This window comes from Pleionea litopenaei, from assembly GCF_031198435.1.
In the GTDB taxonomy this organism is placed as follows: Bacteria; Pseudomonadota; Gammaproteobacteria; order Enterobacterales; family Kangiellaceae; genus Pleionea; species Pleionea litopenaei.
The window spans coordinates 4,064,924-4,091,138 of sequence record NZ_CP133548.1; the positions used below are offsets into that span (position 1 = coordinate 4,064,924).

Annotated in this window: 27 protein-coding genes; 9 read left to right on the forward strand and 18 right to left on the reverse strand. The window is 44.7% G+C overall.

Annotated features, from left to right (window positions below; all coding sequences use genetic code 11):
• Window positions 1-15 precede the first annotated feature (15 nt).
• The 13 genes from mgtE to Q9312_RS18090 all read right to left on the reverse strand — a co-directional run bounded on the left by mgtE (window position 16) and on the right by Q9312_RS18090 (window position 10,330).
• Window positions 16-1,383: a magnesium transporter gene (gene mgtE / locus Q9312_RS18030; protein WP_309202248.1), complete on the reverse strand. Its 1,368-nt coding sequence runs from the start codon at window positions 1,381-1,383 to the stop codon at window positions 16-18.
• Between the two features lie 127 nt (window positions 1,384-1,510).
• On the reverse strand, window positions 1,511-1,780 hold the full coding sequence (locus Q9312_RS18035) for an HPr family phosphocarrier protein (protein ID WP_309202249.1): 270 nt from the start codon (window positions 1,778-1,780) through the stop codon (window positions 1,511-1,513).
• On the reverse strand, window positions 1,773-2,168 hold the full coding sequence (locus tag Q9312_RS18040; protein WP_309202250.1) for a hypothetical protein: 396 nt from the start codon (window positions 2,166-2,168) through the stop codon (window positions 1,773-1,775). Before Q9312_RS18040 ends, Q9312_RS18035 begins: the two co-directional genes overlap by 8 nt.
• Before the next feature lie 11 nt (window positions 2,169-2,179).
• Window positions 2,180-3,028, reverse strand: coding sequence for an RNase adapter RapZ (rapZ, locus tag Q9312_RS18045; protein ID WP_309202251.1), 849 nt, complete (start codon window positions 3,026-3,028; stop codon window positions 2,180-2,182).
• Window position 3,029: 1 nt separating this feature from the next.
• Window positions 3,030-3,503, reverse strand: a complete 474-nt coding sequence (ptsN, locus tag Q9312_RS18050; RefSeq protein ID WP_309202252.1) for a PTS IIA-like nitrogen regulatory protein PtsN — start codon at window positions 3,501-3,503, stop codon at window positions 3,030-3,032.
• 2 nt (window positions 3,504-3,505) lie between these two features.
• Window positions 3,506-3,793 (reverse strand): ribosome hibernation promoting factor, encoded by a 288-nt coding sequence (gene hpf / locus Q9312_RS18055; protein ID WP_309202253.1) that lies wholly within the window; start codon window positions 3,791-3,793, stop codon window positions 3,506-3,508.
• A gap of 121 nt (window positions 3,794-3,914) precedes the next feature.
• Window positions 3,915-5,381, reverse strand: a complete 1,467-nt coding sequence (locus Q9312_RS18060; RefSeq protein ID WP_309202254.1) for an RNA polymerase factor sigma-54 — start codon at window positions 5,379-5,381, stop codon at window positions 3,915-3,917.
• A gap of 354 nt (window positions 5,382-5,735) precedes the next feature.
• The gene (gene lptB / locus Q9312_RS18065) at window positions 5,736-6,461 is read right to left on the reverse strand and encodes an LPS export ABC transporter ATP-binding protein (protein WP_309202255.1); all 726 of its coding nucleotides are present in this window, start codon (window positions 6,459-6,461) and stop codon (window positions 5,736-5,738) included.
• Window positions 6,458-7,195 (reverse strand): LptA/OstA family protein, encoded by a 738-nt coding sequence (locus tag Q9312_RS18070; protein WP_309202256.1) that lies wholly within the window; start codon window positions 7,193-7,195, stop codon window positions 6,458-6,460. The genes lptB and Q9312_RS18070 overlap by 4 nt, the downstream gene beginning before the upstream one ends.
• Window positions 7,182-7,724, reverse strand: coding sequence for an LPS export ABC transporter periplasmic protein LptC (lptC, locus tag Q9312_RS18075; protein WP_309202257.1), 543 nt, complete (start codon window positions 7,722-7,724; stop codon window positions 7,182-7,184). The genes Q9312_RS18070 and lptC overlap by 14 nt, the downstream gene beginning before the upstream one ends.
• Complete coding sequence (locus tag Q9312_RS18080; RefSeq protein ID WP_309202258.1) at window positions 7,721-8,266, reverse strand: KdsC family phosphatase; 546 nt, start codon at window positions 8,264-8,266, stop codon at window positions 7,721-7,723. Before Q9312_RS18080 ends, lptC begins: the two co-directional genes overlap by 4 nt.
• Window positions 8,266-9,240 carry a KpsF/GutQ family sugar-phosphate isomerase gene (locus tag Q9312_RS18085; protein WP_309202259.1) on the reverse strand — a complete coding sequence of 325 codons (975 nt, stop codon included), beginning with the start codon at window positions 9,238-9,240 and terminating at the stop codon, window positions 8,266-8,268. The genes Q9312_RS18080 and Q9312_RS18085 overlap by 1 nt, the downstream gene beginning before the upstream one ends.
• 97 nt (window positions 9,241-9,337) lie before the next feature.
• Window positions 9,338-10,330, reverse strand: a complete 993-nt coding sequence (locus Q9312_RS18090) for a calcium/sodium antiporter (RefSeq protein ID WP_309202260.1) — start codon at window positions 10,328-10,330, stop codon at window positions 9,338-9,340.
• A 283-nt stretch (window positions 10,331-10,613) separates the two neighbouring features.
• On the opposite strand from Q9312_RS18090, the gene Q9312_RS18095 reads away from it, so the two are divergent.
• Both Q9312_RS18095 and murA read left to right on the forward strand, forming a co-directional pair.
• The gene (locus Q9312_RS18095) at window positions 10,614-10,868 is read left to right on the forward strand and encodes a BolA family protein (RefSeq protein ID WP_309202261.1); all 255 of its coding nucleotides are present in this window, start codon (window positions 10,614-10,616) and stop codon (window positions 10,866-10,868) included.
• A gap of 43 nt (window positions 10,869-10,911) precedes the next feature.
• Window positions 10,912-12,174, forward strand: coding sequence for a UDP-N-acetylglucosamine 1-carboxyvinyltransferase (gene murA / locus Q9312_RS18100; RefSeq protein WP_309202262.1), 1,263 nt, complete (start codon window positions 10,912-10,914; stop codon window positions 12,172-12,174).
• A gap of 109 nt (window positions 12,175-12,283) precedes the next feature.
• On the opposite strand, the gene Q9312_RS18105 is transcribed toward murA, so the two are convergent.
• The 4 genes from Q9312_RS18105 to def form a co-directional block, all read right to left on the reverse strand.
• Window positions 12,284-13,429, reverse strand: a complete 1,146-nt coding sequence (locus Q9312_RS18105; RefSeq protein WP_309202263.1) for a S1C family serine protease — start codon at window positions 13,427-13,429, stop codon at window positions 12,284-12,286.
• Window positions 13,430-13,537: 108 nt separating this feature from the next.
• Complete coding sequence (locus Q9312_RS18110) at window positions 13,538-14,866, reverse strand: Do family serine endopeptidase (protein WP_309202264.1); 1,329 nt, start codon at window positions 14,864-14,866, stop codon at window positions 13,538-13,540.
• Between the two features lie 170 nt (window positions 14,867-15,036).
• Window positions 15,037-15,615 (reverse strand): ZapG family protein, encoded by a 579-nt coding sequence (locus tag Q9312_RS18115; protein ID WP_309202265.1) that lies wholly within the window; start codon window positions 15,613-15,615, stop codon window positions 15,037-15,039.
• Window positions 15,616-15,671: 56 nt separating this feature from the next.
• Window positions 15,672-16,196 carry a peptide deformylase gene (def, locus tag Q9312_RS18120; protein ID WP_309202266.1) on the reverse strand — a complete coding sequence of 175 codons (525 nt, stop codon included), beginning with the start codon at window positions 16,194-16,196 and terminating at the stop codon, window positions 15,672-15,674.
• Between the two features lie 195 nt (window positions 16,197-16,391).
• On the opposite strand from def, the gene Q9312_RS18125 reads away from it, so the two are divergent.
• The 5 genes from Q9312_RS18125 (at window position 16,392) to Q9312_RS18145 (ending at window position 21,914) form a co-directional block, all read left to right on the forward strand.
• On the forward strand, window positions 16,392-17,057 hold the full coding sequence (locus tag Q9312_RS18125) for an alpha/beta hydrolase (protein ID WP_309202267.1): 666 nt from the start codon (window positions 16,392-16,394) through the stop codon (window positions 17,055-17,057).
• Between the two features lie 115 nt (window positions 17,058-17,172).
• A complete protein-coding gene (gene zapE, locus Q9312_RS18130; protein WP_435408203.1) occupies window positions 17,173-18,276 on the forward strand; it encodes a cell division protein ZapE in 1,104 nt (367 codons plus the stop codon).
• A 44-nt stretch (window positions 18,277-18,320) separates the two neighbouring features.
• Window positions 18,321-19,346: a 2-dehydropantoate 2-reductase gene (locus Q9312_RS18135; RefSeq protein ID WP_309202268.1), complete on the forward strand. Its 1,026-nt coding sequence runs from the start codon at window positions 18,321-18,323 to the stop codon at window positions 19,344-19,346.
• A gap of 137 nt (window positions 19,347-19,483) precedes the next feature.
• Window positions 19,484-20,023 (forward strand): heme NO-binding domain-containing protein, encoded by a 540-nt coding sequence (locus Q9312_RS18140; protein ID WP_309202269.1) that lies wholly within the window; start codon window positions 19,484-19,486, stop codon window positions 20,021-20,023.
• A 4-nt stretch (window positions 20,024-20,027) separates the two neighbouring features.
• Window positions 20,028-21,914 (forward strand): putative bifunctional diguanylate cyclase/phosphodiesterase, encoded by a 1,887-nt coding sequence (locus Q9312_RS18145; protein ID WP_309202270.1) that lies wholly within the window; start codon window positions 20,028-20,030, stop codon window positions 21,912-21,914.
• Window positions 21,915-21,995: 81 nt separating this feature from the next.
• Here Q9312_RS18145 and Q9312_RS18150 read toward each other — a convergent pair whose 3' ends face one another.
• Complete coding sequence (locus tag Q9312_RS18150) at window positions 21,996-24,170, reverse strand: pre-peptidase C-terminal domain-containing protein (RefSeq protein WP_309202271.1); 2,175 nt, start codon at window positions 24,168-24,170, stop codon at window positions 21,996-21,998.
• Window positions 24,171-24,582: 412 nt separating this feature from the next.
• Between Q9312_RS18150 and Q9312_RS18155 the strand changes: the two genes are divergently transcribed.
• On the forward strand, window positions 24,583-25,008 hold the full coding sequence (locus Q9312_RS18155; protein ID WP_309202272.1) for a hypothetical protein: 426 nt from the start codon (window positions 24,583-24,585) through the stop codon (window positions 25,006-25,008).
• A 149-nt stretch (window positions 25,009-25,157) separates the two neighbouring features.
• Window positions 25,158-26,135, forward strand: coding sequence for a ribonuclease Z (locus tag Q9312_RS18160; protein WP_309202273.1), 978 nt, complete (start codon window positions 25,158-25,160; stop codon window positions 26,133-26,135).
• Window positions 26,136-26,215: the final 80 nt, after the last annotated feature.

The following is a 26,215-nucleotide window of genomic DNA, read 5'->3' on the forward strand; positions in this document are numbered from 1 at the left end:
TGCATACGTGCCAGATTAGGCAAAAAATAACGTTGCGAACCCAAGAAGTGTGAAAAATCCTACGACGTCCGTGATGGTAGTCAGTATCACACCACCAGACAGCGCCGGATCGATATTAAACTTTTTGAGGGTCATTGGTAGAGTGGCACCTGCGAAAACCCCAACGACGAGGTTGACCACCATTGCGCCTGCGATGGCAATGGCAAGTAGCAGAGATTGTCCGGTATAGCTGAACCAGAAGTAAGTTAAGGTGCCGACACAAAGAGCCCATAGCAGGCCATTGATTAAACTAACGCCGAGCTCTTTCATAATCAGCCAGCGACTGTTTCCGGCGACAACATGGCCAAGAGACATACCGCGGATGACCAGTGTCAGGGTTTGTGTGCCAGCGACTCCGCCCATGCTCGGAACAATCGGTTGAAGAATCGCCAGCGCCGTGACAATTTTAATGGTCTCTTCAAATAACCCGATGACTTGTGCGGCAACCAATACCGTCAGTAAATTAATACCTAACCAAATGGCACGGCGTTTAGCCGACGACCACACAGGAGCGAAGGTGTCATCGGTTTCGTCAAGGCCGGCCATGCTCATTAATGAATGCTCGGCTTCTTCTCGAATAACATCGACCACGTCATCGATGGTGATTCGGCCAAGTAGCCGGTTCTCATCGTCGGTAACGGGGGCCGATAATAGGTCTCGTCGTTCGAATATCTGTGCGACTTCATTGGCGGGTGTTGAAGCATTGATGGTTTCAACTTCGCCATTCAGTACGTCCTCAACAATGGATTCAGGACGACTGGTGATCAGGGTGGCGAGACTGACAGCCCCTAACAGACGATCGCGCGTGTCAACGACATAGATGCTGTCGGTTGAATCAGGAAGACCCTTCATGCGTAAGTAACGTAACACCACATCAATGGTGACTTTGGGGCGAACCGTGATGGTGTCGATGTTCATCAAGCCGCCAGCGGTGTCTTCAGGGAAGACTAAGGCGGCCTCTATGCGATGGCGATCTTGATCGCTCATCGATGCCATAACTTCTAAATAGACGCTTTCTGGTAATTCGCCGAGAATATCGGCTAAATCATCAATCTCGAGGCCTTCAAGCGCCTGGGCAAGTTGTTGCGGTGCCATTTGATCGACAAAATTATTTCGAATTTCATCGTTCAAATAATTAAGGATGTCACCCTCTCGCTCGACATTGACGAGCTTCCATAGAAGGTTTCGGGCACGAGGGGGAGAGGATTCTAGCAAATGAGCGACATCGGAGGGAGGCATGTCGTTAAGCATCATTCGAACGTGCACGAACATACCGCTGTCGAGGGCTTCATTCAATTGCTGAATTTTGTCGACATTTTGTTCTTGTTCGTAAGTTTCGACCATGCCTGTCCCGTCGTTGCTTAAAATCTGGCTATACGTTGAAATCCGAGCTTGCTACAAAAAAGTTAAAAATAGCAATAAGTTAGCTGCTATACATTATAGCTTTTCTAGCAATTTAGTCGACGGTAAATCAGGGTTTTTCGTAGAATCCATCCACAATTAACTGACTCAATGCTGCGATGGCTTGTTGTTCATCATGCCCGTGTGCGGTAATTTGAATTTGTTTGCCGCAATTCGCTGCCAGGGTTAACAGATGAATAAGACTGTCCGCCGGGACTTCGCGGCCTTCGTGTTCTATGGTGATGGTCGATTCGAATTGATTAACCAGCTTTACCACCTCGGCAGCCGCTCGCGCATGCATTCCTTTAGCGTTGATTATGGTGCAGTGTTGTTTAATCATGTTTCTGATAGGTCTTAATCGCGGCTCGAGCAGCATCAGCGAGCAAATCCGCCGCTTGTTCTAAATCGAGTGCTTCACAGTGGCGAATGGCATCGAGCATCGCGTCATTAAATCCAGAGACCACGATGGCGGGACATTCATCAGCTAACCGCTGTAATAACGTTTGGTGAGTCGCATCACTATCAACTAAAACAATAACACCACGGCCTTTGTTGATGTTTCGAATGCGTCCTGAAATGTGAGGGAACACGATATTATCGGTGGCGTCTGGGTTGAAGGTTAAGGTATGACAATCGATATTCATCGAGCCCACTCGCTTTCGAACCACGCCAAGAAGCTCTTTTCCAGCCATTGAACGAGACAGTATCAAGACCGATAAGTTTCCCATGAACGGTTACCCTAGTGTTTTAAGTCACGATGAGTGACTTTCGTATTCGGACGTTCTTTGCGAAAATGCGATGCCAGTTTCTCGGCCATAAAAACACTGCGGTGATGCCCGCCAGTGCAACCAATCGCCACCGTCATATAACTGCGATTGTCCTGTTCGAAACGTGGCAACCAAGTATGCAGCAATACTTTTAATTGCCAAAAAAGTTCCATGACCAACGGTTGGCTTTCAAGATAATCGATGATGGGTTGGTCTTTCCCATTGAATTCTCTCAGTTGTGGATCCCAATATGGATTGGGCAGACAGCGTACGTCGAAGACGTAGTCTGCGTCGGTTGGAATACCATTTTTAAAGCCAAATGACTGGAAAGTAACGTCCATTTGCGCTTTATGATTCACCAAAATGCGCTCTTTAATAAAGTCGCGTAGCGCATAGGGTGTCATTGATGTGGTGTCGACCAAGAGGTCGGCACTGAGTGCTACGGGTTCGAGCAATTCGCGTTCTTTCGCCAGTGCTTCTTTGAGAGTATAGCCGCTTTGGGTTAAGGGGTGACGACGGCGGGTTTCACTGAATCGCTTGAGTAAAGTCGCATCGTCGGCATCGATATAGAAGACTTGAAACTTTTCACCTTTTTGCCCAATTTGCTCAAGAATGTCGGTAAATTTCTCTAAGTCTGACGGGAAACTGCGCGCGTCAATGCCTAAAGCAAGATCTTGATGCTTCACCTCGAAGGTATCGACTAATTGTGGAATCAATGACAAGGGAATGTTGTCGACACAGTAGAACCCTTGGTCCTCTAATGAACGCAAGGCGACGGTTTTCCCCGAGCCTGATCGTCCACTGAGAATAACGCGTTTCATATTATTCGACTTGTTCTGTTTTTTTAAGGCCTGCGACGACTATATCATACAGCGCTTGGTTATTGTATGCGTTGCGCAGTTGGCGACAGAATGAATCAGACTTGAGTAGGTTGGCGATGGAGGAAAGCGTTTTTAAATGTTCATCGTGTGCTTTTTCAGGCACTAAAACCGCGAACAATATATCCACAGGTTGCTTGTCTGGTGCATCGTAATCAACACCTTCTTCGAGCATGAGTATGGCGCAGACAGCTTTATCACAACCATTGCAGCGACCGTGAGGAATGGCGATACCTTTGCCTAGGGCGGTTGAGCCGAGTCGTTCGCGGTTAAATAAACTGTCGAGGACCTGCTGTTCAGATAAAGATTGACAAGAGCTCGACAGGGTTTCGCTGAGAATTTCAAAGGCTCGTTTTTTACTCGAGACCTGAGCACACACCAAAGTGCGCTCAGGGTTTAGACAACTAAGTAGGTTCATAGTCAGTGTCGGATCATTTTTTCCTTGTGCTTGATGACTTGTCGATCAAGCTTATCAATGAGGGAGTCGATGGCCGCATACATATCTTCATTTTCAGAGTTAGCGAAAATTTCACCACCGTTCACGTTTAGCTTTGCTTCTGCAATTTGCCTTAATTTCTCAACACTCAAAATCACGTGGACATTATTAATGTGATCAAAATGCCGCTCCAATTTCTCAAACTTCTCATGAACAAAGTTTCGTAGAGAGTCTGTGATATCGACGTGGTGACCGGTCAAATTAATTTGCATAGTCAACTTCCTTCTATTGTGGAGAAATTATCATTATCACGTAACAATCGATTGGATTATACGTGAGCGTATCTGTTTTCGTAGTCTTTATTGTTACTCAATATGTGCCTTTTGTTTTGACTTAAATCAAAGATTTTCGTTCATTTGATGGTGGAATATTCATAGCTTCTCGATATTTTGCAATGGTTCGACGTGCCACGTTGATGCCTTGATCCTTTAGCAAAGCTGCAATTTTATTATCGCTCAGCGGTTTTGCGTTGTTTTCGGCAGCAATCAGCTTTTTGATCAAGGCTCGGATGGCCGTCGAAGAGCACTCACCACCACTAGCAGTACTTACATGGCTCGAGAAAAAGTACTTAAGCTCAAAAATGCCTCGCGGCGTGTGCATGAATTTTTGAGTGGTTACGCGAGAAACCGTTGATTCGTGCATCTCTACTTCTTCTGCAATATCCGAGAGCACCAAGGGCTTCATCGCTTCCTCGCCATATTCGAAAAAGGCTAATTGCTTTTCAACGATACTGGTGGCGACTTTGAGTAATGTTTCATTTCGACTTTGCAGGCTTTTAATAAACCATTTAGCTTCTTGTAAGTTGTTCTTCAAAAAGGTGTTGTCGCTACTGCTATCAGCGCGTTTTATTAACGAGGCGTAGTCAGCATTAATGCGCAGTTTTGGCGCACAATCAGGATTTAGTTCGACGCTCCAGCGGTCATTCTTCTTGCTTACAAAAACATCCGGAACAACGTATTCCGAATGAGACGAAGAAATCGAGCTTCCCGGTCTAGGGTTCAGCCGCTGAACGAATGCCACGACTTCTTTGAGAAAGTCTTCAGGCCATTTGGTTTGACGTAATATTTGCTTGTAATTGCGGCTCGCTAAGGCTTCAAAGTGCTCATCGACTAACTCTTTCGCCTCGGCCCAAAAAGGTATGTCGTCACTGAATTGATTGAGTTGCAACTGCAAACATTCGTGCAGGTTTCTGGCGGCGACACCAATCGGATCAAACGATTGGATTAAGTGCAAAACGGCGGCAACTTCTTCTATTTCGACTTGTTCTTCTAGGTCTTCGTTATCATCGTCGTTAAGTAAGGCGATTACTTCTTCTAACGGCGTACGCAGATAACCTTCTTCATCGATTTCATCAATTAAAACATAGGCGATGGCTTTGTCGCGGTCTGAGAGCGGCGTCATCGTCAATTGCCAAATTAAATGGTCATGCAACGACTCGGAGGTTTCACCTTGATATTCGAATTCGCGATCGTCATCGCTGCGGCCACCACTTGAGGGCGGCGTATATTGCCAGTCTTCCCACTGCGTATCGACGGCCAGCTCTTTTTCTAACGATTCGTTCTTTAGCGCATCCGAGGTTTCGATCTCTGAGCTGTCGGTTTCTTTATTTGCTTCACCATTGGGCTTTTCTGAATCGTTATCAAGCTCGTCATTTGCGTCAAGCATAGGGTTAGACTCTAACGCTTCTTGAATTTCATTTTGTAGGTCAAGACTGGAGAGTTGCAATAGCCGTATCGCCTGCTGCAACTGTGGCGTCATGGTGAGACTTTGACCGATTTTAAGCTGTAAAGAAGGCTTCATTGAGTAATAGTTTTAGCCATGGTTGCCGTTAAAATTTATTCGTTATCAATGTTATGCAAGGCTTTCGTGTGGTGCTATTAAGACAGGTTTAACCAGGTCGTTCTCTGGGCCGTCTGCTGTGTTATTTGCTTGCTCAGTTCTTTGTACTAACACTGATGCGTTTGTCGCTCTTTCTTGAGTCTTACTGTTAATGATAGCAATACTGGTCAAGTTTGACCGCAAATTTCGTTCTAATAATCTGCTTTAAATTAATCATTAGGGCTAAGTTTAAATTTTTCAATCACTTGCTCGCAATAGTTTTTTAAACTGAACCATCATTTGGCGGTATTATGCTGTTTAAACTATAACCAATGGTTATAAATTGAACTCATCGCCTAAATAAACTTTCTTAACCGTCGGATCATTAAGAACCTGTTCAGAAGTGCCCGCTGCAATTAACTCTCCGGCACTTACAATATAGGCTCGTTCACACACTGACAGGGTTTCGCGAACATGGTGATCAGTGATTAAGACGCCCAGTCCACGTTGTTTGAGTTGCTCAATGATGTGTTTTATTTCATTAATTGAGATAGGGTCGACACCAGCAAAAGGTTCATCCAACAAGATATATTGAGGGTTATTGGCCAGTGCCCGAGCGATTTCAACGCGCCGTCGCTCACCTCCGGACAAACTCATACCTAGACTGGATTTAATGTGCTCAATTTGAAATTCGCCCAACAGCTTTTCCATTTCTTGTTGTCGCTGTTCCTGCGTCAGTTCAGTGCGAAGCTCCAGTACCGACATAATATTGTCTGCAACGCTTAATTTTCGAAAAACCGATGGCTCCTGCGGTAAGTAGCCAAGTCCAAGCTTAGCCCGTTCGTGCATGGCGGTTTGTGAAATATCTTGGCCATTCAGTGTAATTTTACCGCTGTCTTGCGGTACCAAGCCGACAATCATGTAAAAAGACGTGGTTTTACCGGCTCCATTGGGACCTAATAAGCCGACAATTTGTCCTTTTCCAACCTTTAATGAAACGTCTTTGACAACTTGTCGACCTTTGTAAGCTTTGGCAAGGTTAGCGGCAGTGAGTTCACTCATGGTTGCACCTGTGATGTGTCGACAATTTTAATTCGTTGTTGGCTATTTGACGGCGCTTCCCAAGAGCCATCGCTGATTCGATAAATCAGAGTATCGGCGTAAATCGCTTGTTGTGGTTGTTGAATGATCACATTTCCGCTCAGCGTAAGCGTTTCTGTTTTAAAGTCGAAAGCGGTAGCGTTTGCCATTAATGTAATGGCGGGTTTGTTTGACTGAGTGATCGTCATTCGCAAGGGCGAGCCAACGATGTCCATCAATGAAGGAACAATTTTTGTCGAGGAAGCAATATTGGATTTTTCCGCACTGGTTTGTTCGGTCTTGAATTGATAGTCAATGCTGTCAGCACTAATGGCGATCTGTTGGTTTAAATCACGTTGATAAACCAACTCAGTAACCTTATAAAAAGTCAGTCTTAGTAGTGCCGATTGATACTCAAGTCGTGCGACTGACGCTGCAATGCCAGCATCGGCTTGATAGAGCTTGAGAGGCGCTCCTTTTGCCATCAATGTTTTGCCCTGAGCGTTGACCTGCTGCTCAAGGTAGTCGGCTTCGATTGAAAACTCTGGTGTGCATAACTCAACATTACCCGAGGCAATGGTTTTACCTTGCGAGCGCTTCATTGACTGGGCGGAAAACTGATTGTCTTGACAGCTTTTTAATGCGTAACTTGGACTAGTACTCGCAAATAATAGGCAACCGACAATAAGCGGTGATAACAAGTTATTTGTTGTCATGTTGAGTCCCTGATACTCCATCACTTAATTCAATGTCGAGACTGGTGATGTCTAACATCAATCGATTGGCAGTGAGAGTGTCAAACTGATCTTTTAATAGTACTGGTTGGTTCGAAAGTAAGCGCTTTTGCGCAACATCATAGCTCAGCGATTCAGTCGTTAACGATAATGCTTGTTGTTGTGGTTGGCGGATCTCAACCTGTTCGGAAAATTGAATATGCTTTAGGTGGTCCTGGCTCGATGCGCGGGCTGCAGATATTCTCCAACTGATTTGTTGGTGTAGGGTCTCAAGTACAGGCTGGGTTAACTCCATTTGGTGGTCATTCACTTCAGCCGTCGCCGCCTCGACACGGTGCACCAGTATTCCGTTTTCATCGAACTGTTTTTGACTGAACTGTTGAATGACGACGTGCTCAGATAGTTGAGAGTCAGACGGCTGACTATTTGGCGAGCGCAGATAGTTCACCAAAAAAATGACCGCAACCAAGGCGGTGAGTATATAAGGCGTATGGCGACGACGAATTCTCATGGCGTTAAGTAGTCTTGGTAAACTTGCTCTAGAAGGTTGCGGCTGCTGAGCAGTAGTTCGGCAATGTCTCGAACGGCTCCTTGTCCTCCTGCGCTTGGGGTTGTCCAGTCGGCGTTGTGTTTTACAAACCAGTTAGCGTCGCTTACCGCAATGCCGAGGCCAGCGAGCTGCATTAAAGGAAGATCTGGCAAATCATCACCCACGTGCGCGACTTGAGATGGCTCAAGCTGATGTTGCTCAAGCAGCTGCTGGAAAGCATCGCGCTTATTGCTTTTGCCTTGAAACACACTAGTAATACCTAGCTCTGCTGCTCGACGCGCAACAATGTCCGATTGGCGTCCGGTAATGATTGCGGTTTTGATGTGGTTTTGATGTAGGAGCTTAATACCCAAGCCGTCTTTAATATTGAAGTTCTTTATTTCTTCGCCGCCATTGGTGTAATAGACTTTGCCATCGCTTAACACACCATCTACATCCATGATTAAAAGCTGAATCTTTGCGGCGCGAGAGAGTAATTCTGAAGAGTAGTCTTGGTTTGACATTAAACGACTCCGGCTTTCAGTAAATCGTGCATGTTGAGTGCGCCAACGACTTTGTTATTTTCATCGGTCACGATCAAAGCATTCACTGATTTTTGTTCCATAATTTGCACCGCTTCTACCGCCAGCATATCCGGTTCAATAGTAAAGCAGTTGCGAGTCATCAAGTCACCGATGGTCGATGTGGTAAAGTCGACGTTGCGTTCAATAGAACGGCGTAAATCACCGTCAGTAAACACGCCTAGTAATTCGTTATCTGTGGTAACAACAGCGGTCATGCCCAGTCGTTTCTGGGTCATTTCTAACAAGGCTTGTTTAAGCAATAAGTCTTCACTGACGCAGGGGACCTCGCCATTTTTATGCATAATATCGCTGACTTTAAGTAGCAGTTTGCGGCCCAAGCTGCCGCCTGGGTGAGATAATGCAAAGTCATCGGGGCTGAAGCCGCGCGCATCGAGTAAGGTTATGGCCAATGCATCACCCATGACTAGAGCAGAGGTCGTTGAAGCCGTTGGGGCCAAATTGAGTGTACAGGCTTCTTGCTCGACACTGGTGTCAAGGTTGACATCGGCTAGTTGAGCAAGCGTAGAATTTGGGTTGCCGGTCATACTGATTAGAGGCACATTTTTACGCTTAATAACCGGCAATATGGCGGTTATTTCTTCGGTTTCACCGGAGTTTGATAGTGCTAGCACGACATCGCCGCGGGTGATCATTCCGAGATCGCCATGACTGGCTTCTCCAGGGTGAACGAAGAAGGAAGGCGTGCCTGTGCTGGCCAAAGTTGCTGCGATTTTGTTGCCAATATGCCCCGATTTTCCCATGCCTGTGACCACGACACGACCTTGACAGGCGAGTAGGATCTGGCAGGCCTCAGCAAATTGTTGATTGATTGAGTGGCGCAACTTTTCTAGTGCTGCAATCTCGATGGTCAGGACAGAAAGTCCCAAATCGATCAAATGTTTAGGGTCTTGCATGGCAATCTCGTTGCTTGACTAAATCGTTGGATTATAACGAAAACTTTGCTCAGTTGCGCGGTTTATCCGTGACAATCGTTGATGAATGCTAAGGAAACTAGATTCGTCCGAGCTCGGCTAACGCTGACATGGCCAGCCACGCGATAAATGCACCGACTAAAAGTCCGCCTTCAATCCGGTTGATGTGGCCTTTTTTACCGGCAAAGCCGTAGCCCATGATACCCATGGCAAGCGTTAGTCCAATCATCGGCAGCACGTTTAGGTACAATACATTATCGGTATTATTGTGGAACTCGATACCGATAATGATACCGGGCAAACTCATGACTGCGAGTAAATTGAAGATATTCGAACCAATGACGTTACCTAAAGCCATTTCATCTTCATCTTTAAGAACACCGGCAACCGATGCTGCTAATTCAGGCAAACTGGTGCCAATGGCGATAATGGTTGAACCAATGATTAAGTCACTGATTCCAAAATGTGCGGCGATGTTCGAGGCTCCATAAACCAGCATTTTCGAGCTGACTTGCAGTAGCACCATACCGATCACGATCCACATCACTGCTCTTGAATTGGTCATCGTATCGGGTAACTCATCGACGATTTCTTGCAGCATTAAATCTTGGCGGACGCGAGTTTTCATTCCGACACGAATGAGCCAGCCAACATAGATGGTTAGTCCAACAATGAGAGGCCAGGATTCCATAGCCGTGAGATCACCGTCGAGGAGCAAAAATGAAGCCCAAAGAGTAATACCGAGTAGTACCGGAAACTCACGCTTAATCGTGCCAGACTCAACATGAAGCGGCTTAATTAATGCTGAAATACCAAGTACAAAGGCGATGTTGGTGATGTTCGAGCCAATGGCGTTGCCCAGCCCAATTTCAGGATTGTTGGATAAAGAAGCGTTTAAAGAGATGAATATTTCAGGTGCTGACGAGCCGATGGCAACGATGGTGAGGCCGACGATGAGAGGGCTTACACCAAGGTTACGAGCGAAAGCTGCGGCACCATCGGTAAACCTATCGGCGCTCCATACGAGCAAAGCAATTCCGGACACGACAAGCGCGAAATATTGAAACATCATAGAGTGTTAAATCACCTGAAATCTGGCAAAGCCGCCTATTAAAGGGGGATAGAGGTAAGGAATCAAGGAATTTTTAAATTTATTTGTCTTCATCACGAGAGATTGTACGCCAGAAATTATGGAAATACTTGTTTAAATCGTGACAAAGTTTTGCAGTTAATGCGGCGCTTGACGTGAAATATAGTAAAATAAGGAGGTTAATTTTCTGCGCTGGCTGGACACTCACAACGGCTTCAGTCAGAATTGCGGTCTTTTTTCTGGTCAGTAACCATAAGGCAACGTCATGACTCCTGAAGAAATTAAAACGCTTTTAAATGAGGCATTTGAAGGGGCCGAGATCGCTGCAGACAGCGATGGTAGCCATTTTAAGGTGCGCATTGTGGCAGAAGTGTTTGCTGGGCAGCGCCCAGTTAAGAAGCAACAAATGGTATATCAAGTATTGAATGAGCACATCAAAAGTGGTGCGATTCATGCGTTATCCATTGAAACTTATACCCCTGAAGAGTGGGCGAAAGCGAGCGCTTTCAATTTAGGTTAGTGGGTTTTTAACCCTACAAGAATAATATTTATCGGAGCATTTAATGGATAAGTTATTGATATCTGGCGGAAAACCCTTGTCAGGTGAAATTCGAATTTCTGGGGCAAAAAATGCCGCTTTGCCTATATTAATGTCGACTTTATTGGCAGATGGTAAAACCGCCGTAGGAAACGTCCCTCATTTACACGACGTGACCACGACCATTGAATTGATTGGTCGTATGGGATGTAGCTTAACCATTGACGAAAAATTAAACGTTGAAATTGATACCAGCACAATAAACAGTTTTGAAGCACCTTATGAGCTGGTTAAAACCATGCGCGCATCGATTTTGGTTTTAGGACCATTAGTGGCGCGGTATGGTCAAGCCGACGTATCGCTGCCGGGTGGCTGTGCCATCGGGACTCGTCCTGTTGACCTTCATATTAAAGGGCTTGAGGCAATGGGCGCCGAAATCACCGTTGAAGGTGGCTATATTAAAGCTCGGAGTAACGGACGTCTAAAAGGCGCCCATATTTTTATGGATTTAGTCAGCGTGACGGGCACTGAAAACATCTTAATGGCCGCGACGTTGGCCGAAGGGCAGACCATTATTGAAAATGCCGCTCGAGAACCTGAAGTCGTTGATTTAGCTCACTGCTTAAATTCTATGGGCGCTAAAATTTCAGGTATTGGTAGCGATAAGCTTGTTATCGATGGTGTCGAGCGCTTACAAGGTACTCATTACAATGTGTTGCCAGATCGTATTGAAACCGGCACCTATTTGATTGCTGCGGCAATTACCAGCGGCCGAGTTAAGGTTAAAGACACTGATCCTAAAATTTTAGATTCTGTTCTCGCAAAATTAGAAGAAGCGGGCGCGAAAATCACGACCGGTGATGATTGGATTGAGTTGGATATGGAAGGGCGTCGACCAAAAGCGGTGAATATCAAAACGGCGCCTTATCCTGGATTTCCTACCGATATGCAGGCGCAATTCACCGCACTAAATGCAATTGCCGAGGGTGCAGGAACAATAACAGAAACCATTTTTGAAAATCGTTTTATGCACGTTCCTGAAATGTGTCGTATGGGCGCTGATATGAAAATCGAAGGAAATACCGCATTCACGAAAGGGGTAGAAGGTTTGAAAGGTGCACAAGTGATGGCAACGGATTTACGTGCATCGGCAAGTTTAGTGCTCGCTGGACTGGTTGCTCAAGACGACACCATCGTTGACCGTATTTATCATATCGATCGTGGCTATGAATGTATCGAAGAGAAGTTGCAGTTAATGGGGGCGAAAATTCGTCGAATTCCGTCTTAACGACTGCAAAGATAAGGCAGAGTTTAATCGGCTTTATCTTGTTCTCGAACCATAAAAAAAAGCCGCGACTGCGGCTTTTTTTATGGCTTAATTTTCACTGCCGTGAAAGTTATTGACGCACTCTCGGCGCTTCGCTCACGGTCAAGCTCAAATGCATTTCTTCCTTTTGACGAAAGAGGGTAAAGTTCATGCTGTCTCCCGGCTTCGCATTGGAAATGATTTCAAAGGCTTGATTGGGTGAAGTAATTAAAATGTCATTAATATGAGTGATAAAGTCCCCAGGCTCTAGCCCTGCGGTTGCCGCTGGGCCTCCGGCCTCAACACTAGTGACCGCGATTCCTTCACCAAAATTGCTCTGCGGTGGTGCGAAAGCTTGATGGCCACGCTCATTTAATATTCCGCCTCGAAATCCAACCCAAGCACGGCTAATTTTTCCATCGTCCATCAAATCATCGACGATGCTTTTTACGACCGGATAAGGAATGCTGAATCCTATGCCGGTTTGTGCCGCGCTTTCATTTCGGGTTGCTAATTGTTGCGCAGTGATTCCAATCAATTCACCGTAGGCGTTGATCAATGCGCCTCCCGAATTGCCAGGATGAATGGCCGCATCAATTTGATAAATTGGAAAGTCGGTGCGAACCGAGCGAGTCGCTGAAACAATTCCCATGGTCACTGTCTGATCAAATTGTCCATACGGATTGCCGATTGCAAACACAATATCGCCGGCTCTAACCTGTCTTTGTTCATTGGTTCTTGGAGTCGGCAGGTTTTCAAGATCAATGAATAATAAGGCTAAGTCAGTATTGGGATCACTGCCGATCACACTCGCAATTTTCTGGCGTCCATCGGAGAGTTGAACCTTGATGGAATCTGCATTGTGAATCACGTGGTAGTTGGTGACGACATAGCCTCGAGAGTCAATGATAACGCCTGAGCCAACATTTAGACCGACATTGACAAGATATTGGTCGTCTAAACTGGTTGGGTTAGGGTTCTTGGATAAAGTGCCTTTATTAAAGACGGTTTGAATACTGACCACGGCTGCGGCGGTTTGTGCAATTTCATCGGCGTAACTGGCTTGCAGAACTGAATCAATTTTAGGTTCTAGTGTCGGTTGTGGTTGAACCGAAAAGACCAGTCGATTGGCCAGCCACTGTCGTAACTCAAAACTAACCGGAGCATCGGACCATAGTAATAGGTAAACCAGTGCGGCGATAAGCCCAATTGATATGTATTTAAACCAAAATTTCACTAACAGCAGCCAATAAATAATAAGATACCGCATAGTACCTGAGTTGAGCTGGATAACAAATAAAGCCAACGGTGAAATTTGAAACCGTCGGCTTTATTTGAAGAGGAATTATCGAATGACGATCAAAAACTGCTCTTTTCCACGCATAACCGTCAGCGGTAATGCTCGACCGGCTTTGCTAAGAATTTGGGCGAGTTGATCAAGATTCCCTGTTCTAAACCGACCCACCGCGACAATTCTATCGCCTTGTCTTAATCCAAAATAGGCAGCTCGAGAGCGGCGCTCTACTTGACTGACGGTCACACCTTGATCAGAGCTGGCGCCTTTTTGCACCGTCAACTCGATGCCGTCGAGAAGGGGATGAAGCGTTTCTCCTTTGCGCACGACCAGCTCTGGTTCTTGCAAGACTAAGCTGACGGTCGAACTCTTTCCATCGCGCAAAATTTGTAACTCAATTCGACTCCCTGCCGGCAACAGCCCTTCTTGGTTGAGTAAATCGGCAGCGGTTTTTAGTTTACGGCCATTCACCGAAACAATGATGTCGGTGGTTTGGATGCCCGCATCGGCTGCCGAAGAACCTGAGACGACTTCGGTGACAACAACGCCATTTCCTTTGGTTACATCGAGTGCTCTGGCTAAGCTTGGTGTCAGTTCTTGCACCGAAACCCCGAGGATCCCGCGACGAACTTCGCCATAGTCAACCAAATGCTGGGTAATGGTTTGCGCAAGATTAATTGGAATGGCGAAACCAATTCCAATGTTGCCTTTAGGTCCGAGAATAGCGGTATTGATTCCGACGAGTTCACCACGCAAGTTCACCAGTGCTCCCCCGGAATTGCCTGGGTTGATCGCCGCATCGGTCTGAATAAAGTCTTCGTATTCTTCAATGCCAAGACCAGAGCGACCTTTGGCACTGACAATACCCGAGGTTACGCTGTGCCCGAGACTGAATGGGTTACCTATTGCCACCACGAAATCGCCGACTTGCAGAGCATCGGAATTTCCAAGAGGTATCGCGGTTAAGTTGTCTGCATTGATGGAGAGTAAGGCGACGTCGGTTTTTTCATCTGAGCCGACTAACTTGGCTTCAAACTCACGGCCATCTTCGAGAGAAATTTGGATTTCATCGGCACCGCGAATGACATGATGATTCGTGAGAATGAGTCCCATTTGAGCATCAATGATGACGCCTGAGCCAAGGCTGTTGGCTTGTCTTTGGCGTTGTGGTGGAATTAAGTATCCAAACACGGGATCTCGCATATACGGCGTTTCTATGGTTGCTGTCGTCGCGATATTAACCACTGCCGGGTTGGCTTTTTGGAGCATTGGCGCTAGGCTCGGCAAGGCTTGGTCGTTTACTTGAGTTGGAAGGCTTGCCCACGCAGCTGAGACGCCTAGATAAAGACATACGGTGAGCAAAAGCTGTTTATTGAGCATCAGTAAAATCCTTGGTTTGTTGATAAACAGTTTCGTGTCATACGACAATGATTCTCAGACTCTAAGTCTCTATGTAGGGTTCCCGAAAAAATTTTCAATCGTGGATTTATAAAATGCAAAAAAAAACCTCGTAAAACGAGGTTTTTTGAATGCGCGGTTCATTCGTTCGATTAGGTTTTCACATTTTCCATGTTCAAACTATTATGATTAATGACACCTTTTTCTTTGACGGCATAATCGAGCGGCGGTTCGCCAGACTTTTCTTTTTGCTTATCTAAGTGAATAATGTCAGCGGAATTGTCACTCTCGACATCGATTTTAGTGGCTTCTTCTTCCTCTTTCGTATCGTCACTATTGCGATATTCATGCGCGTGATAAAAGCTTTCATTGCTAAAGGTATCTTCGCCTTTAAACTCGTCATCCATATGCGCATGAGCGTGCAAGTATTGTTGTTGGCTCTGATTTTCGAGTGCATTTTTAAAGGCTTGACTGCCGCCGAGGTGAGCAGAACTTTTGGCCATATAGTTGTATAACTCTTGGTAGTCGTTGGTCACTCGGGTGAATAGGTCAGCGGAGGTTTCAAAGTGGTGGTTGACCTTTGCCTGAAAATTTTGCAGTTCACGATCCTTCTCAACGACAAGGTTTTCTAGCTGTTCAATTTTTTTGTGCGAAGGTGCTTGGCGCTTGCCAATACTGTAGGCGACAGCAGCTGTGACACCTACCACAACCAAGCCGATTAGCCATTCCATGTATATCTCCCCTTGAAATAGATTGCTAAGCTTATAATAGTCAAAGTTTACCTTATTTACGACTGATCTGAGGGAAAAAGTTCATCTTCAAAGCCGAAATATCGCAAGTCTTTGATTCGTCTTGGATACAAAGTGCCAAAAAGATGGTCTACCTCATGCTGTACGACTCTAGCATGAAATCCTTTCGCTTCAATATCGATCGGATCACCGTTTGGAGCAACACCTTGGTAACGAATGTGAGTATAACGAGGAACTAAGCCGCGCATCCCCGGAATTGATAGGCAACCTTCCCAGCCAGATTCTATCTCATCACTCAACGGCGTAATCACCGGATTAATCAGTACCGTGTAGGGGACACTCTCGGCGTCTGGGTAGCGGGGATTTTTTTGAACGCCGAAAATCACAACTTGTTGCATTTCACCTATTTGCGGCGCTGCCAAACCGGCACCATTGTTCGCCTCCATCGTATCATTAAGATCGATGATCAGTTGATCCAATGACTCGGTATTAAACGCTTTCACGAGCTCAGCCGTTTGCGTTAAGAGAGGGTGTCCCATTTTTAAAATTTTACGAATTGCCATGGTCGTTTGGGCCTTTGAATGGTCGGGCTACTTAATGCGCAGATGGATAGATTACCAGATGTAATAGATGGGGGATCTATCAGATAATTCAATGGGTGACTATAAAACTTCAGGCTAAATTGAGTGTTGCGATTAAAGATGAGAAAATGTCGGTCGTTTGTACCGAACCAACGTTGAACGTTAAGAGGATTAGGAATGGGTTCTCCGCGCAGTGAGAAAGTAATGTTAGAAGGGCCTTCGGGTGATCTAGAGGCCATTATCGATTGGCCTGAAGCATCGTATGCCAAAAAAGTGGTCGCCATCTGCTGCCATCCACACCCTCAGCACGCTGGAACCATGACCAATAAGGTCATCTATACGGTCGCGAGAGCCCAAGCGACAATGGGAGCCGTTGCTGTTCGCTTTAATTTTCGTGGCGTCGGTAAAAGTGCTGGTGAGTATGGCGAAGGTCTCGGTGAAATGGATGATCTTAGAGCCGTGATAGACTGGGCTCAGCGTCAATTTCCCGGTTATGCATTATGGTTGTCAGGTTTTTCATTTGGTTCATGGATTTCAGCAATGGTGGCTCATGAATATCAAGTTGAACAACTCATTTCTGTGGCACCTCCAGTTGAGCGTGGCGTTTTTGCGTCAATGCAGCACCCAATGTGCGACTGGTTAACCATCATGGGCGATGCCGATGAAGTGGTCAGCTTCACCGCGACGGAGCAGTGGGTTGAGAATCTATCGCCACGTCCCGATTGGGTTGTTATGACCGGCGCTGGACACTTTTTTCACTCGCGATTAGTCGAGTTGCGAGAAGTTTTAGAGCAGCGTTTAACGTCGAAAATAAACACCTATCAAGCTGTTGAAAATGCGTAATTGGGTTGATAGACATTCCTTATTAGAATTCGAAGTAGACTTTATAGTAAGCATTGAACACATTAAATTAACCTGAGTTCTTGTTTGGTATAGTCAAAATAAAGCAGTGATTTGAATGAACGAAAAAATTACACCGCTAGAAAAATATCACTATGATCTTAAGCGCAGTGATTTTCAAAAAGATCAGGCTCAGGCCAATGCGGTCGCGTTACTTGATGATCTTTATCATCGGCTAATTCAGCGACATCAACAAAAGCAGTCTTTATTGAGTCGAGTGAAGTCTCTGGTGAGTTCTCCACAGCCAGTAAAAGGATTGTACTTTTGGGGCGGTGTTGGACGTGGAAAAACTTACTTAGTCGATACCTTCTACGATTGCTTACCCTTTGAAGAGAAGATGCGGTTACATTTTCATCGCTTTATGCATGAAGTGCACGCACAATTAAAGGTGTTGAAAGGACAAACCAATCCCTTACAAAAAATTGCTGAAGATATGGCAAAAGACATTCTGGTAATTTGTTTTGACGAATTTTTTGTGAGCGACATTACCGATGCGATGATCTTGGGTGGACTGTTTGAAGCGTTATTCAAACAAGGTGTGTCTCTTGTGGCGACATCGAATATACCGCCAGAAAAACTCTACTGGAATGGATTGCAACGAGAGCGATTCTTGCCGGCGATCGATTTGGTTTTACGGCACACGCATGTTGAGAATGTGGATGGTGGCATTGATTATCGATTGCGTACGTTAGAGCAAGCTGAAATTTATCACTTTCCACTAGATTCAGCCGCGGAGAAAAATTTGCAGTTTAGCTTTGAGCACTTGGCGACTGAAATAGAGCCCGACGGAACTCAAATTGAAGTTGAAGGTCGTTTGATCGATACGGTCCGCTTAGCAGAAGGGGTCGTTTGGTTTGATTTTAATGCGATTTGTAATACTCCACGCAGTCATTCTGATTATATTGAATTATCCCGGTGTTACCATACGGTATTGATAGGGAACCTTGAGGCTATGTCTGACGACAGTAATGATGCCATGCGTCGCTTTATCAGTTTGGTTGATGAGTTTTATGAGAGACACGTGAAATTGATTATTGCTGCAGCGGTTGATATGCACGATATCTATCACGGAAATGGTTTGGCGTTTGAATTTCGTCGAACACTGAGTCGTTTGCAAGAGATGCAGTCGACGGAGTATTTGGCCAAGGCGCATTTGCCTTAACTTAATTATCCTGAGAAACGGTTATATAATCCTGAGAAAAGGTTATGTCAGAGTCTGATACAATGCAAGTGGCTATTTTAGGTACCGGAGCAACGGGAAGTTTCTTAGGAGGATTACTGCAACGCGCCGGAGTGCCAGTGGCGTATCTGGCGCGAGATCGTTGGAAGAATGAAGTCACGAAAAGTGGACGACTTCGTTTAACCGACTATCAGGGTTTAGACATCGACGTTCATCCAAACTTAACGTCAGAGCAGAATAGGTCAGATCGAATCGATGTGCTTTTTGTAATGGTGAAAGGACATCAACTCGCGTCGACGATTGAACAGATTCGTGAGGTAACTTCTCCTGATTCGATCATTTATTTTATGCAAAATGGTATTGGAGCGGTAGAGTCGGTTTTACCTGAATTGCAGGATCGCCAATGTTATCGAGGCATCACGTTATTTAACGTTCTAACCTTGCCGAACGCTCACTATCATAAAAGCACGCAAGGTGATTTTTACCTAGCGTCGACGTCTATTGCTGAAGCATTAGCTAATCGACTAGACGATCATTCATCTCAATTAAATACGTCGATTAAGCCAGTTGATGATATTCAAGCCGTGATCAATGGAAAGCTGCTGCTGAATTTAAATAACGCATTAAACGCCATTGTTGATCGGCCCATTAAACAAGAGTTACTTGATGTTAGGTGGCGTAAAGTCCTTGCCGAAGCCATGAGTGAATGGTTACAGATTTGTTCTCGTAATCAACAAAGGGTAGCCCAGTTAACTCAGGTTCCTCCTCATTGGATCCCGCGAATATTACGCTTACCGACCATTATTTTCCGAATGATTGCACGGTCCATGCTTGCGATTGATCCGACCGCTCGATCGTCAATGTGGGAAGATGTTCAACAGAAACGAGTAACGGAAGTCACTTTTTTAAATGGAGCGGTAATGGAAGCGGCTGATAAACTAGGCCTGAAAGCACCTATTAACCAGTTCGTTACAGAGTGTATTCGCAAACTAGAAACCGACTCCTTACAGCAAACGGATATTGAGGCTCTGCTCTCAGCAGTAAAGCATTGATGCATTATCTCAAAATTTGAAACTTTCAGCGCTTTGTAAGACAGAAGGCAATTGGCTTAATTGATAGGCTTTATTGAAACTTATCTATAGGCTTCTATACTTAGCTTGAAGACGTCAGCTACCCCTAGAGGCCGTTCATGATCGGAATGATATTCATCACTTTGGAGAAAGTGGTTAGCGCCGAGTTTGGCGAAGAAACCTGGGAGAAATTGCTCTCTGCAGCCGGATCGGACGGTATTTATCATAGCTTAGGTAATTACGACGATGCCGAAGTAGTACGCTTGGTCGAACTGGCCGCACAAACGTTAGAATTAACGCCAGCAGAAGTATTGAGGTGGTTCGGGCAAAAAGCAATTGTTGAGTTTCAAGCAAAATGGCCCGAAATGTTTCAACGCTTTAACCATGTATTTGATTTTGTGTTGAGTCTGAACGACATCATTCATCCGCATGTCCGACAGCTTTATCCTAATGCAAAGGTTCCCCACTTTAATTTTATTGAGCGCACCGATAATGTATTAGTCATTGAATACATTTCTGACCGAGGAATGTGTGCTTTGGCTGAAGGGCTGACATTAGGTGCCGCTCAAACCTTTGATCAAACCGTTGTAGTCTCTCAACCTCAATGTATTCATCATGGGGCGGAACAATGCCATATTCGTATAGAAATTACCGGTTAGTTGAATGGCGCTCGACAAGGATGAATTAACTCAAGAGCTTCAGCGTTTGCGCTTGAAGTTAAAACGAGAAAAGGCAAAGCGAGAACAGCTTGAGCAATTCGCTGAGCTTAAAACTCGAGAACTATTTCTTGAGAAAGAAAAGACCGAAATAATCAGCGAAGTGATCAGTGCCACTTCAAGAACATCCGATGTACAAGAAGCATCGTCCGCTATCGCAAATCTATTAATTGATGCAGGAAAAATTGATAGCTTTTTACTGATTCATGCCACGGGTTATGAGTATCTTGTTGAATCAAGTCATCGCGCAAATACGATGGATTTTATCGCTGAATTTCAGGTCAACGACAGCGAGTGGTCGGAACAATTATTAGACGCATCCTTGGCACAATCAACCACTTGGGTTCGAGTGACTCAAGGCATGGAACTTACGCATCTTATTCATCGAATCAGTACCCGACCATTATTTTTTGTTGTTCTATCCTTTTGCTCTAAGCAAAAATTGATGACATTAGATTATGATTTAATGGAGCGAATTGAACAGCAGTTAGCGTTTGTTATTGGTCGTCACCAAGATTTAAATACCATCTACCAGATGAGTCACTACGATCCTCTGACCCAGCTCTGCTCTAAAGATACTTTTCTAGAGAATTTAACTCGAATGTTAGAGCATCCCAGAAATCAAGGCAGTACTTATGCACTGGTGGTTTTGGATGTGGTGGGTATGAATGTCATTAACAGTCAATATTCTCTTGAGTTTGGCAACCGCTTATTAAAACACGTCGCTTCCGAAATAGCCTACTTATTGCGACAGCAAGATTCACTGACGCGGTATTCAGGAAACTGCTTTGCTTTTTATTTGCACTCAGACGCTATTGAATTAGCGGTTACAAAAGTATTAGAGAGGATCGAACATCGATTTGATAAGGCTATTTCTTGGGACGGTCACAATATTACTATTCGTTTTAACTGTGGTTATATGATAGGGGAAATAGGTCTATTCAGTGCTGAGAAAAGTTTGCACTATGCAGAAATTGCTCTCAAGAATGCTAAGCAACAGTCAACCTTAGAACCGGTTATGTTCGAAGAAATGATGCTGGATAAAACCGTTGCTCGTTATCGTCTAGACAGTCAGTTGCGTGATGCGCTCGCAAGAAAGGAGTTTAGTTTATTCTATCAACCCATCGTTGATCTCGAGTCGAAAGAGATTGTGGGAGCAGAGGCATTGATGCGTTGGCATCCTGATGGGCCGACGGGTGTGATGGTTAGCCCAGTGGAGTTTATTCCATTGCTAGAAGAAAATGATTTGATACTTCCTGTTGGACGTTGGTTAGTCGAACAAGCGTTGGAAGACTTAACCAGATGGCAAGGTAATGGGCACTCAATTCAACAAATTAGCGTAAATTTGTCGGCAAAGCAGTTTCATGACCAAACGCTTTTGGAGTTTATAGAGTCCACACTTAATAGACTTAAAGTACCCGCGAGTTGCTTGATGCTTGAAGTGACTGAGTCTTTGTATTTAGATGCGTCAGAAAATGTCGATAGGTTTTTAGCATCTTTATCTAGTTTAGGTATCAGTATTGCCTTAGATGACTTCGGCACGGGTTACAGCTCTTTAAGCTATTTGTATCGATACCCTATTCAGAAACTAAAAATTGATCGAGCTTTTGTCACTAACTTAGATAAAGGCGATAAACACATTCGGCTGTTGCAAAGTATTATTGCTTTAAGTCGATCATTAGAAATGAAATCCGTTGCAGAGGGCATTGAAACAGAGACGGTTGCTCGGCTGCTACAACATATGGGGGTCGATTACGGGCAAGGATTTTTTTACAGTCGACCAATCAATGCGCAACAATTTGAACAGCTGCTCGGTGAATCGTCGCGCCAATAGAAAGCGTGACAAAGCGAACTTGCTCAAGTTCTATTCCAAAGAAGCTGCGCCATCCATGGCGCAGACGTGTGCTACAAAACGTTATTCCCCTGAGACTTCAAGGTTGGTGCCTGAATAGGTTGAATAGGCTCGAATGCTAAAATACCAAATTCCGGACTGTGGATTGGTGAAGTCACATTGTTCATTATTTCCGTTACGATAAGGGCGGCAATCGTAACTTGAAGTGGTTGGTTGTGCGCCAAAACGAACATAGAGATCTGCATCACCACTGCCCTCAGACATCACCGCTCGGAGTGTCGCAAGACCACTCGGAAGATCAAGTTCGTAATGCTTCCATCCACCTTGAGTATCTGAAATATTACTCTCGACAAAGCCGACGCCATCGACCGACTCTTGGTAGTCCGCGATCAGTTGCGTACCACTGAAGCTTTGATAAGCGCGAATCATCACATGATAACGGCCAGCACTTGCTCGCGAGTAACTGCATGACTCAGTATTTTCACTGCGATACGGTCGACAGTCATAATCACTCGTGGTAGGTGCTTGAGCGTACTTTACGTATAAGTCAGCATCGCCAGAGCCTCCAGAAAGATTGAAGGTTAGGTTACGGCTATCTGATGGAAGATCGATGAAGAAGTTAAGTTCTTCGTATCGATCGGCCTGTAAGTTAGTTATCGCTACGCCTTTTTCAAGACCTTCGTTAGGTAAGTTACTGATCGAAACGATTTTGGTTGCTTGCGCTTGATTGCCATCGTTGTCGATAACTTTAAGCACAACTGAATAGTCGCCTGCATTCGAATATTGATGCGATGGATCTTTTTGCGTACTGCTTTCTCCATCTCCGAACTGCCATTGACGTGAAACAATTTGACCATCGGCATCGTTACTTAAATCGGTAAATTGTACATTGTATCCATTTACTTCAGCATTAAAGTTTGCATTAGGTTCAGAACCAGTGGGTGGCGTGTTGTCGCCATCAGGAATAACCCCACCAAAGTGTTCGGAAACATTTGGCCAAATCAGATTCATTAAGACTCCTTGATTGGGACACCCGCCAAAATGATGCAGAGCCAGCGCTTTATGGCTAGCCGCTGCAATAACCGGTGAGCCTGAACTGCCTCCAATGGTGTCACACATGTAGCCCATGTCGGTGTCTGGCGCTGATCCATCCGCGAGCACCACATCCACTCGGCATAGTCCATCCGTGTTTTGATCACTTTCAATAGCGAGTTGTTTGGGTTGGCCCCGACCATGTTGTGGAATGTAGATTCTTTCTTGGGCTGTAGGTGCTCGAACATCGAGTCCGTAATAGCCAAAGCTTTCGACTTGTTGAAAGTTTTTCAATGTGAATAATGTGTAATCGAGATCGGCGCTGGTTGATAATAATTGATCGCCGGTTACGATAACTCGATTGGGTGTGCTGCCACTATTACAACCAGTTTTTTGATAGTTAAACCAGACTTCAGTGCGACTGGGTCCGGTGGCTGATGAAATGCAATGGTTGTTTGTAAACATTCGGTTATCTGGGCCCACTCGCCATGCTGTGCATGACGCTGAACCATTTATCAGTAAGCGGGCAACGGGTCTTGAGCGTTCAAATTCGATGGGATGTGAGTCAGCCCAACATTGTACGTCTCGACGCTCATTGACGCCGCAGGTTGATTCCGGCTCATACTCTAAAGGATTCCATTGCTCATCTAGTTGATTTTCTGGAATACCTTCCATAATACTATCCACTTCTGCAACATAGCGTTGCGCATTTTTCTGATCGTCTGTTTGTGAAATTTTAACCTCGACAATAACGGTTTCACCAAAGATAGAAAGTGCGGAAAAAGACGAGGTACCATCATCGCCATTTTTTAGTGTGTATAACGAAGTTTGACCATCGCCATACCGATGCACTTGCGTTGAACTCGGATCTTTAACCTCGATATAGGCGTTGGGTGGTAAATGGAGCTTATTAAAATGTACTTGAATGAAACTGGCGTTTGGCCGGTGAATTTTTATACGTGTTGAACCGTGATCATCAAAGGCTACTCTATTCATCTGTTTCATGCTTATTGGATCAGCAATGACAGCTTTAAGAATAACATGGTTAGCTATTTTCTGAACTTGAGGTTTCAAGTTTTGCTGGGAATTGTTCGCTAATGATTGATGATTAAGGTGACCATCGGACTCTTCAACGGAGTAGCTAAGTTGGCTTGCAAAGAACAGGGCTATTGCGCCTACACTTTGAATTAAGTTACTGTTTCGCATAGTAAATCCTTATTTTTTTATTGTGACATTTTCAGCCTGTTGGTAGTGTCTCCTTCGCAGAATCTGTGCGATACCCCAAGACTCAATTAACGAACAGGAATAAATACTGCTAACGCCTCAAGCAGTTTATGCAGAAAAGGAAAGTTAACTTTGTTTGAAAGTTTCAATTGCTTACCGTAAAGTTCCAAAGTGCCATTTAAAGAACATAATGGTCACTTTCTGGGAGAGACGTTGCACACAGGTTAGAATTGAAAGATATGACGATAATTGGGTGAATACAAAGAGAAGATACACAGTCGTCTGTTAACTGAGTTCTTGGCGAATGAGTCTGAATAGCCGTCATAAACCTAAGTGATCTTTTAATATGAATGAGCGTTTAGACATTAAACTCTAAAGGATGGAAAGCAAAGTCATGAAGTCTTGCATTGACGTAAGCCGAGAGGCGAAGGAAAGGGAAAAGCAACATGTTTTATGGGAAGTGATGTCGTATACATGGGCCGACTCAACATTGACTGAACAAGAACTACGCACCTATTCTCGAGCGTTAAGAAAAGTATTTTCCAGCTGGAAAGACATAAACCGTGTGGCGACTACGGATATATGTGGAGCGTTTGCGGTTGATTCCTTTCTCATTTTTCCCTGCATGTTTTGGTTCATCATGCCCGACTGGCAATACGATACTGAATATTTAAAACAACGACGCTGTCGTTGGTACGCTAGACCGAAATGGCTGTATTTTTGTAATCCATTTCGTGTGCTCGGTTATCCGATCGCATTGCTGATGTCATGGCCTGCCAGGCGCAAGCTAAAAACGGCTTTTGAACGTTATGAACTTTAAAGATACAGAATTAGCGCCTTTATTGTAGGAAGATCGTTTATCATTGTCCTATGATTTTAATTAATCATTTCATTGATGGAGAGTAGTCGCTCTTATTCAATGTTCAATAATTAAAGCAATAGCAGCATAGTCCAACCTAGGAGTTAAGTTTGGAAATTTTATTTTTAGGAACCTCATCGGGAGTTCCAACCAAAACTCGTAATGTTAGCGCAGTGGCGGTGCAAGCTGGGCAGTCAAAGTCTTGGTTTCTAGTCGATTGTGGAGAGGCTACTCAACATCAACTTCAGTACTGCAAATTATCCCTGAAAAATTTACGTGCCATTGCGATAACACATGTTCATGGCGATCATTGTTATGGCTTACCTGGGCTTTTAGCGAGTGCTGGAGTGGCCGGACGAACAGAGTCACTCGTTATTATTGCTCCACAGGGAATTAAACCATGGTTAGAGACAACCATGGAAATGACACAGATGTATCTGCCTTATTCTTTAGAGTTTATAGCGACCGAAGAGCTAGCAGAACAACAGTTTGACGATGTGAAAGTGACAATAACACCACTGTCGCATCGGGTTCCTTCATTTGCTTATAGTTTCACTCAGTCGTCGTCGCAGAAAGTTTTGAAAAGCGAAGCGCTCAAGCTCGCAGGCTTACCTCAAGGTCCTCTCTGGGGGAGGTTGCAGTCGGGAGTGGATGTGGAGTTTGATAATCAAACATTTTTATCCAGTGATTATGTTGAGTCATTGCAGCACAGTAATAAAGTGGTCATTTGTGGTGATAATGACAATCCAAGTTTGTTGAAATCTATGTGTGACGGTGCAGATGTTTTGGTTCATGAGTCGACTTACACCGAAGATATGGCCGACAAGGCTTCGAATGTAGGCCACAGTTACGCAAAACAAGTGGCTCAATTTGCGGAGGAAGTTACCGTACCTCATTTAATTCTGACGCATTTTAGCGCGCGTTATCAGTCGAATCAGGAAGGAGAGGGATCCGTAGAGCAAATGAGAGTTGAGGCAGAACAAGTTTTTAATGGACGTTTGTTTTTGGCGCGAGACTTTGACCATTTTCGCTTGAATCAACAGCATAAATTAACACTATTAAATGAAGGGAAAAGCCGCGAACATTAATTCGCGGCAGACTATCTTAAAGACAATGATTTAGGTGCATCAGTAGGATTAGTCTGGATACAATCTTACATTTTTTATTA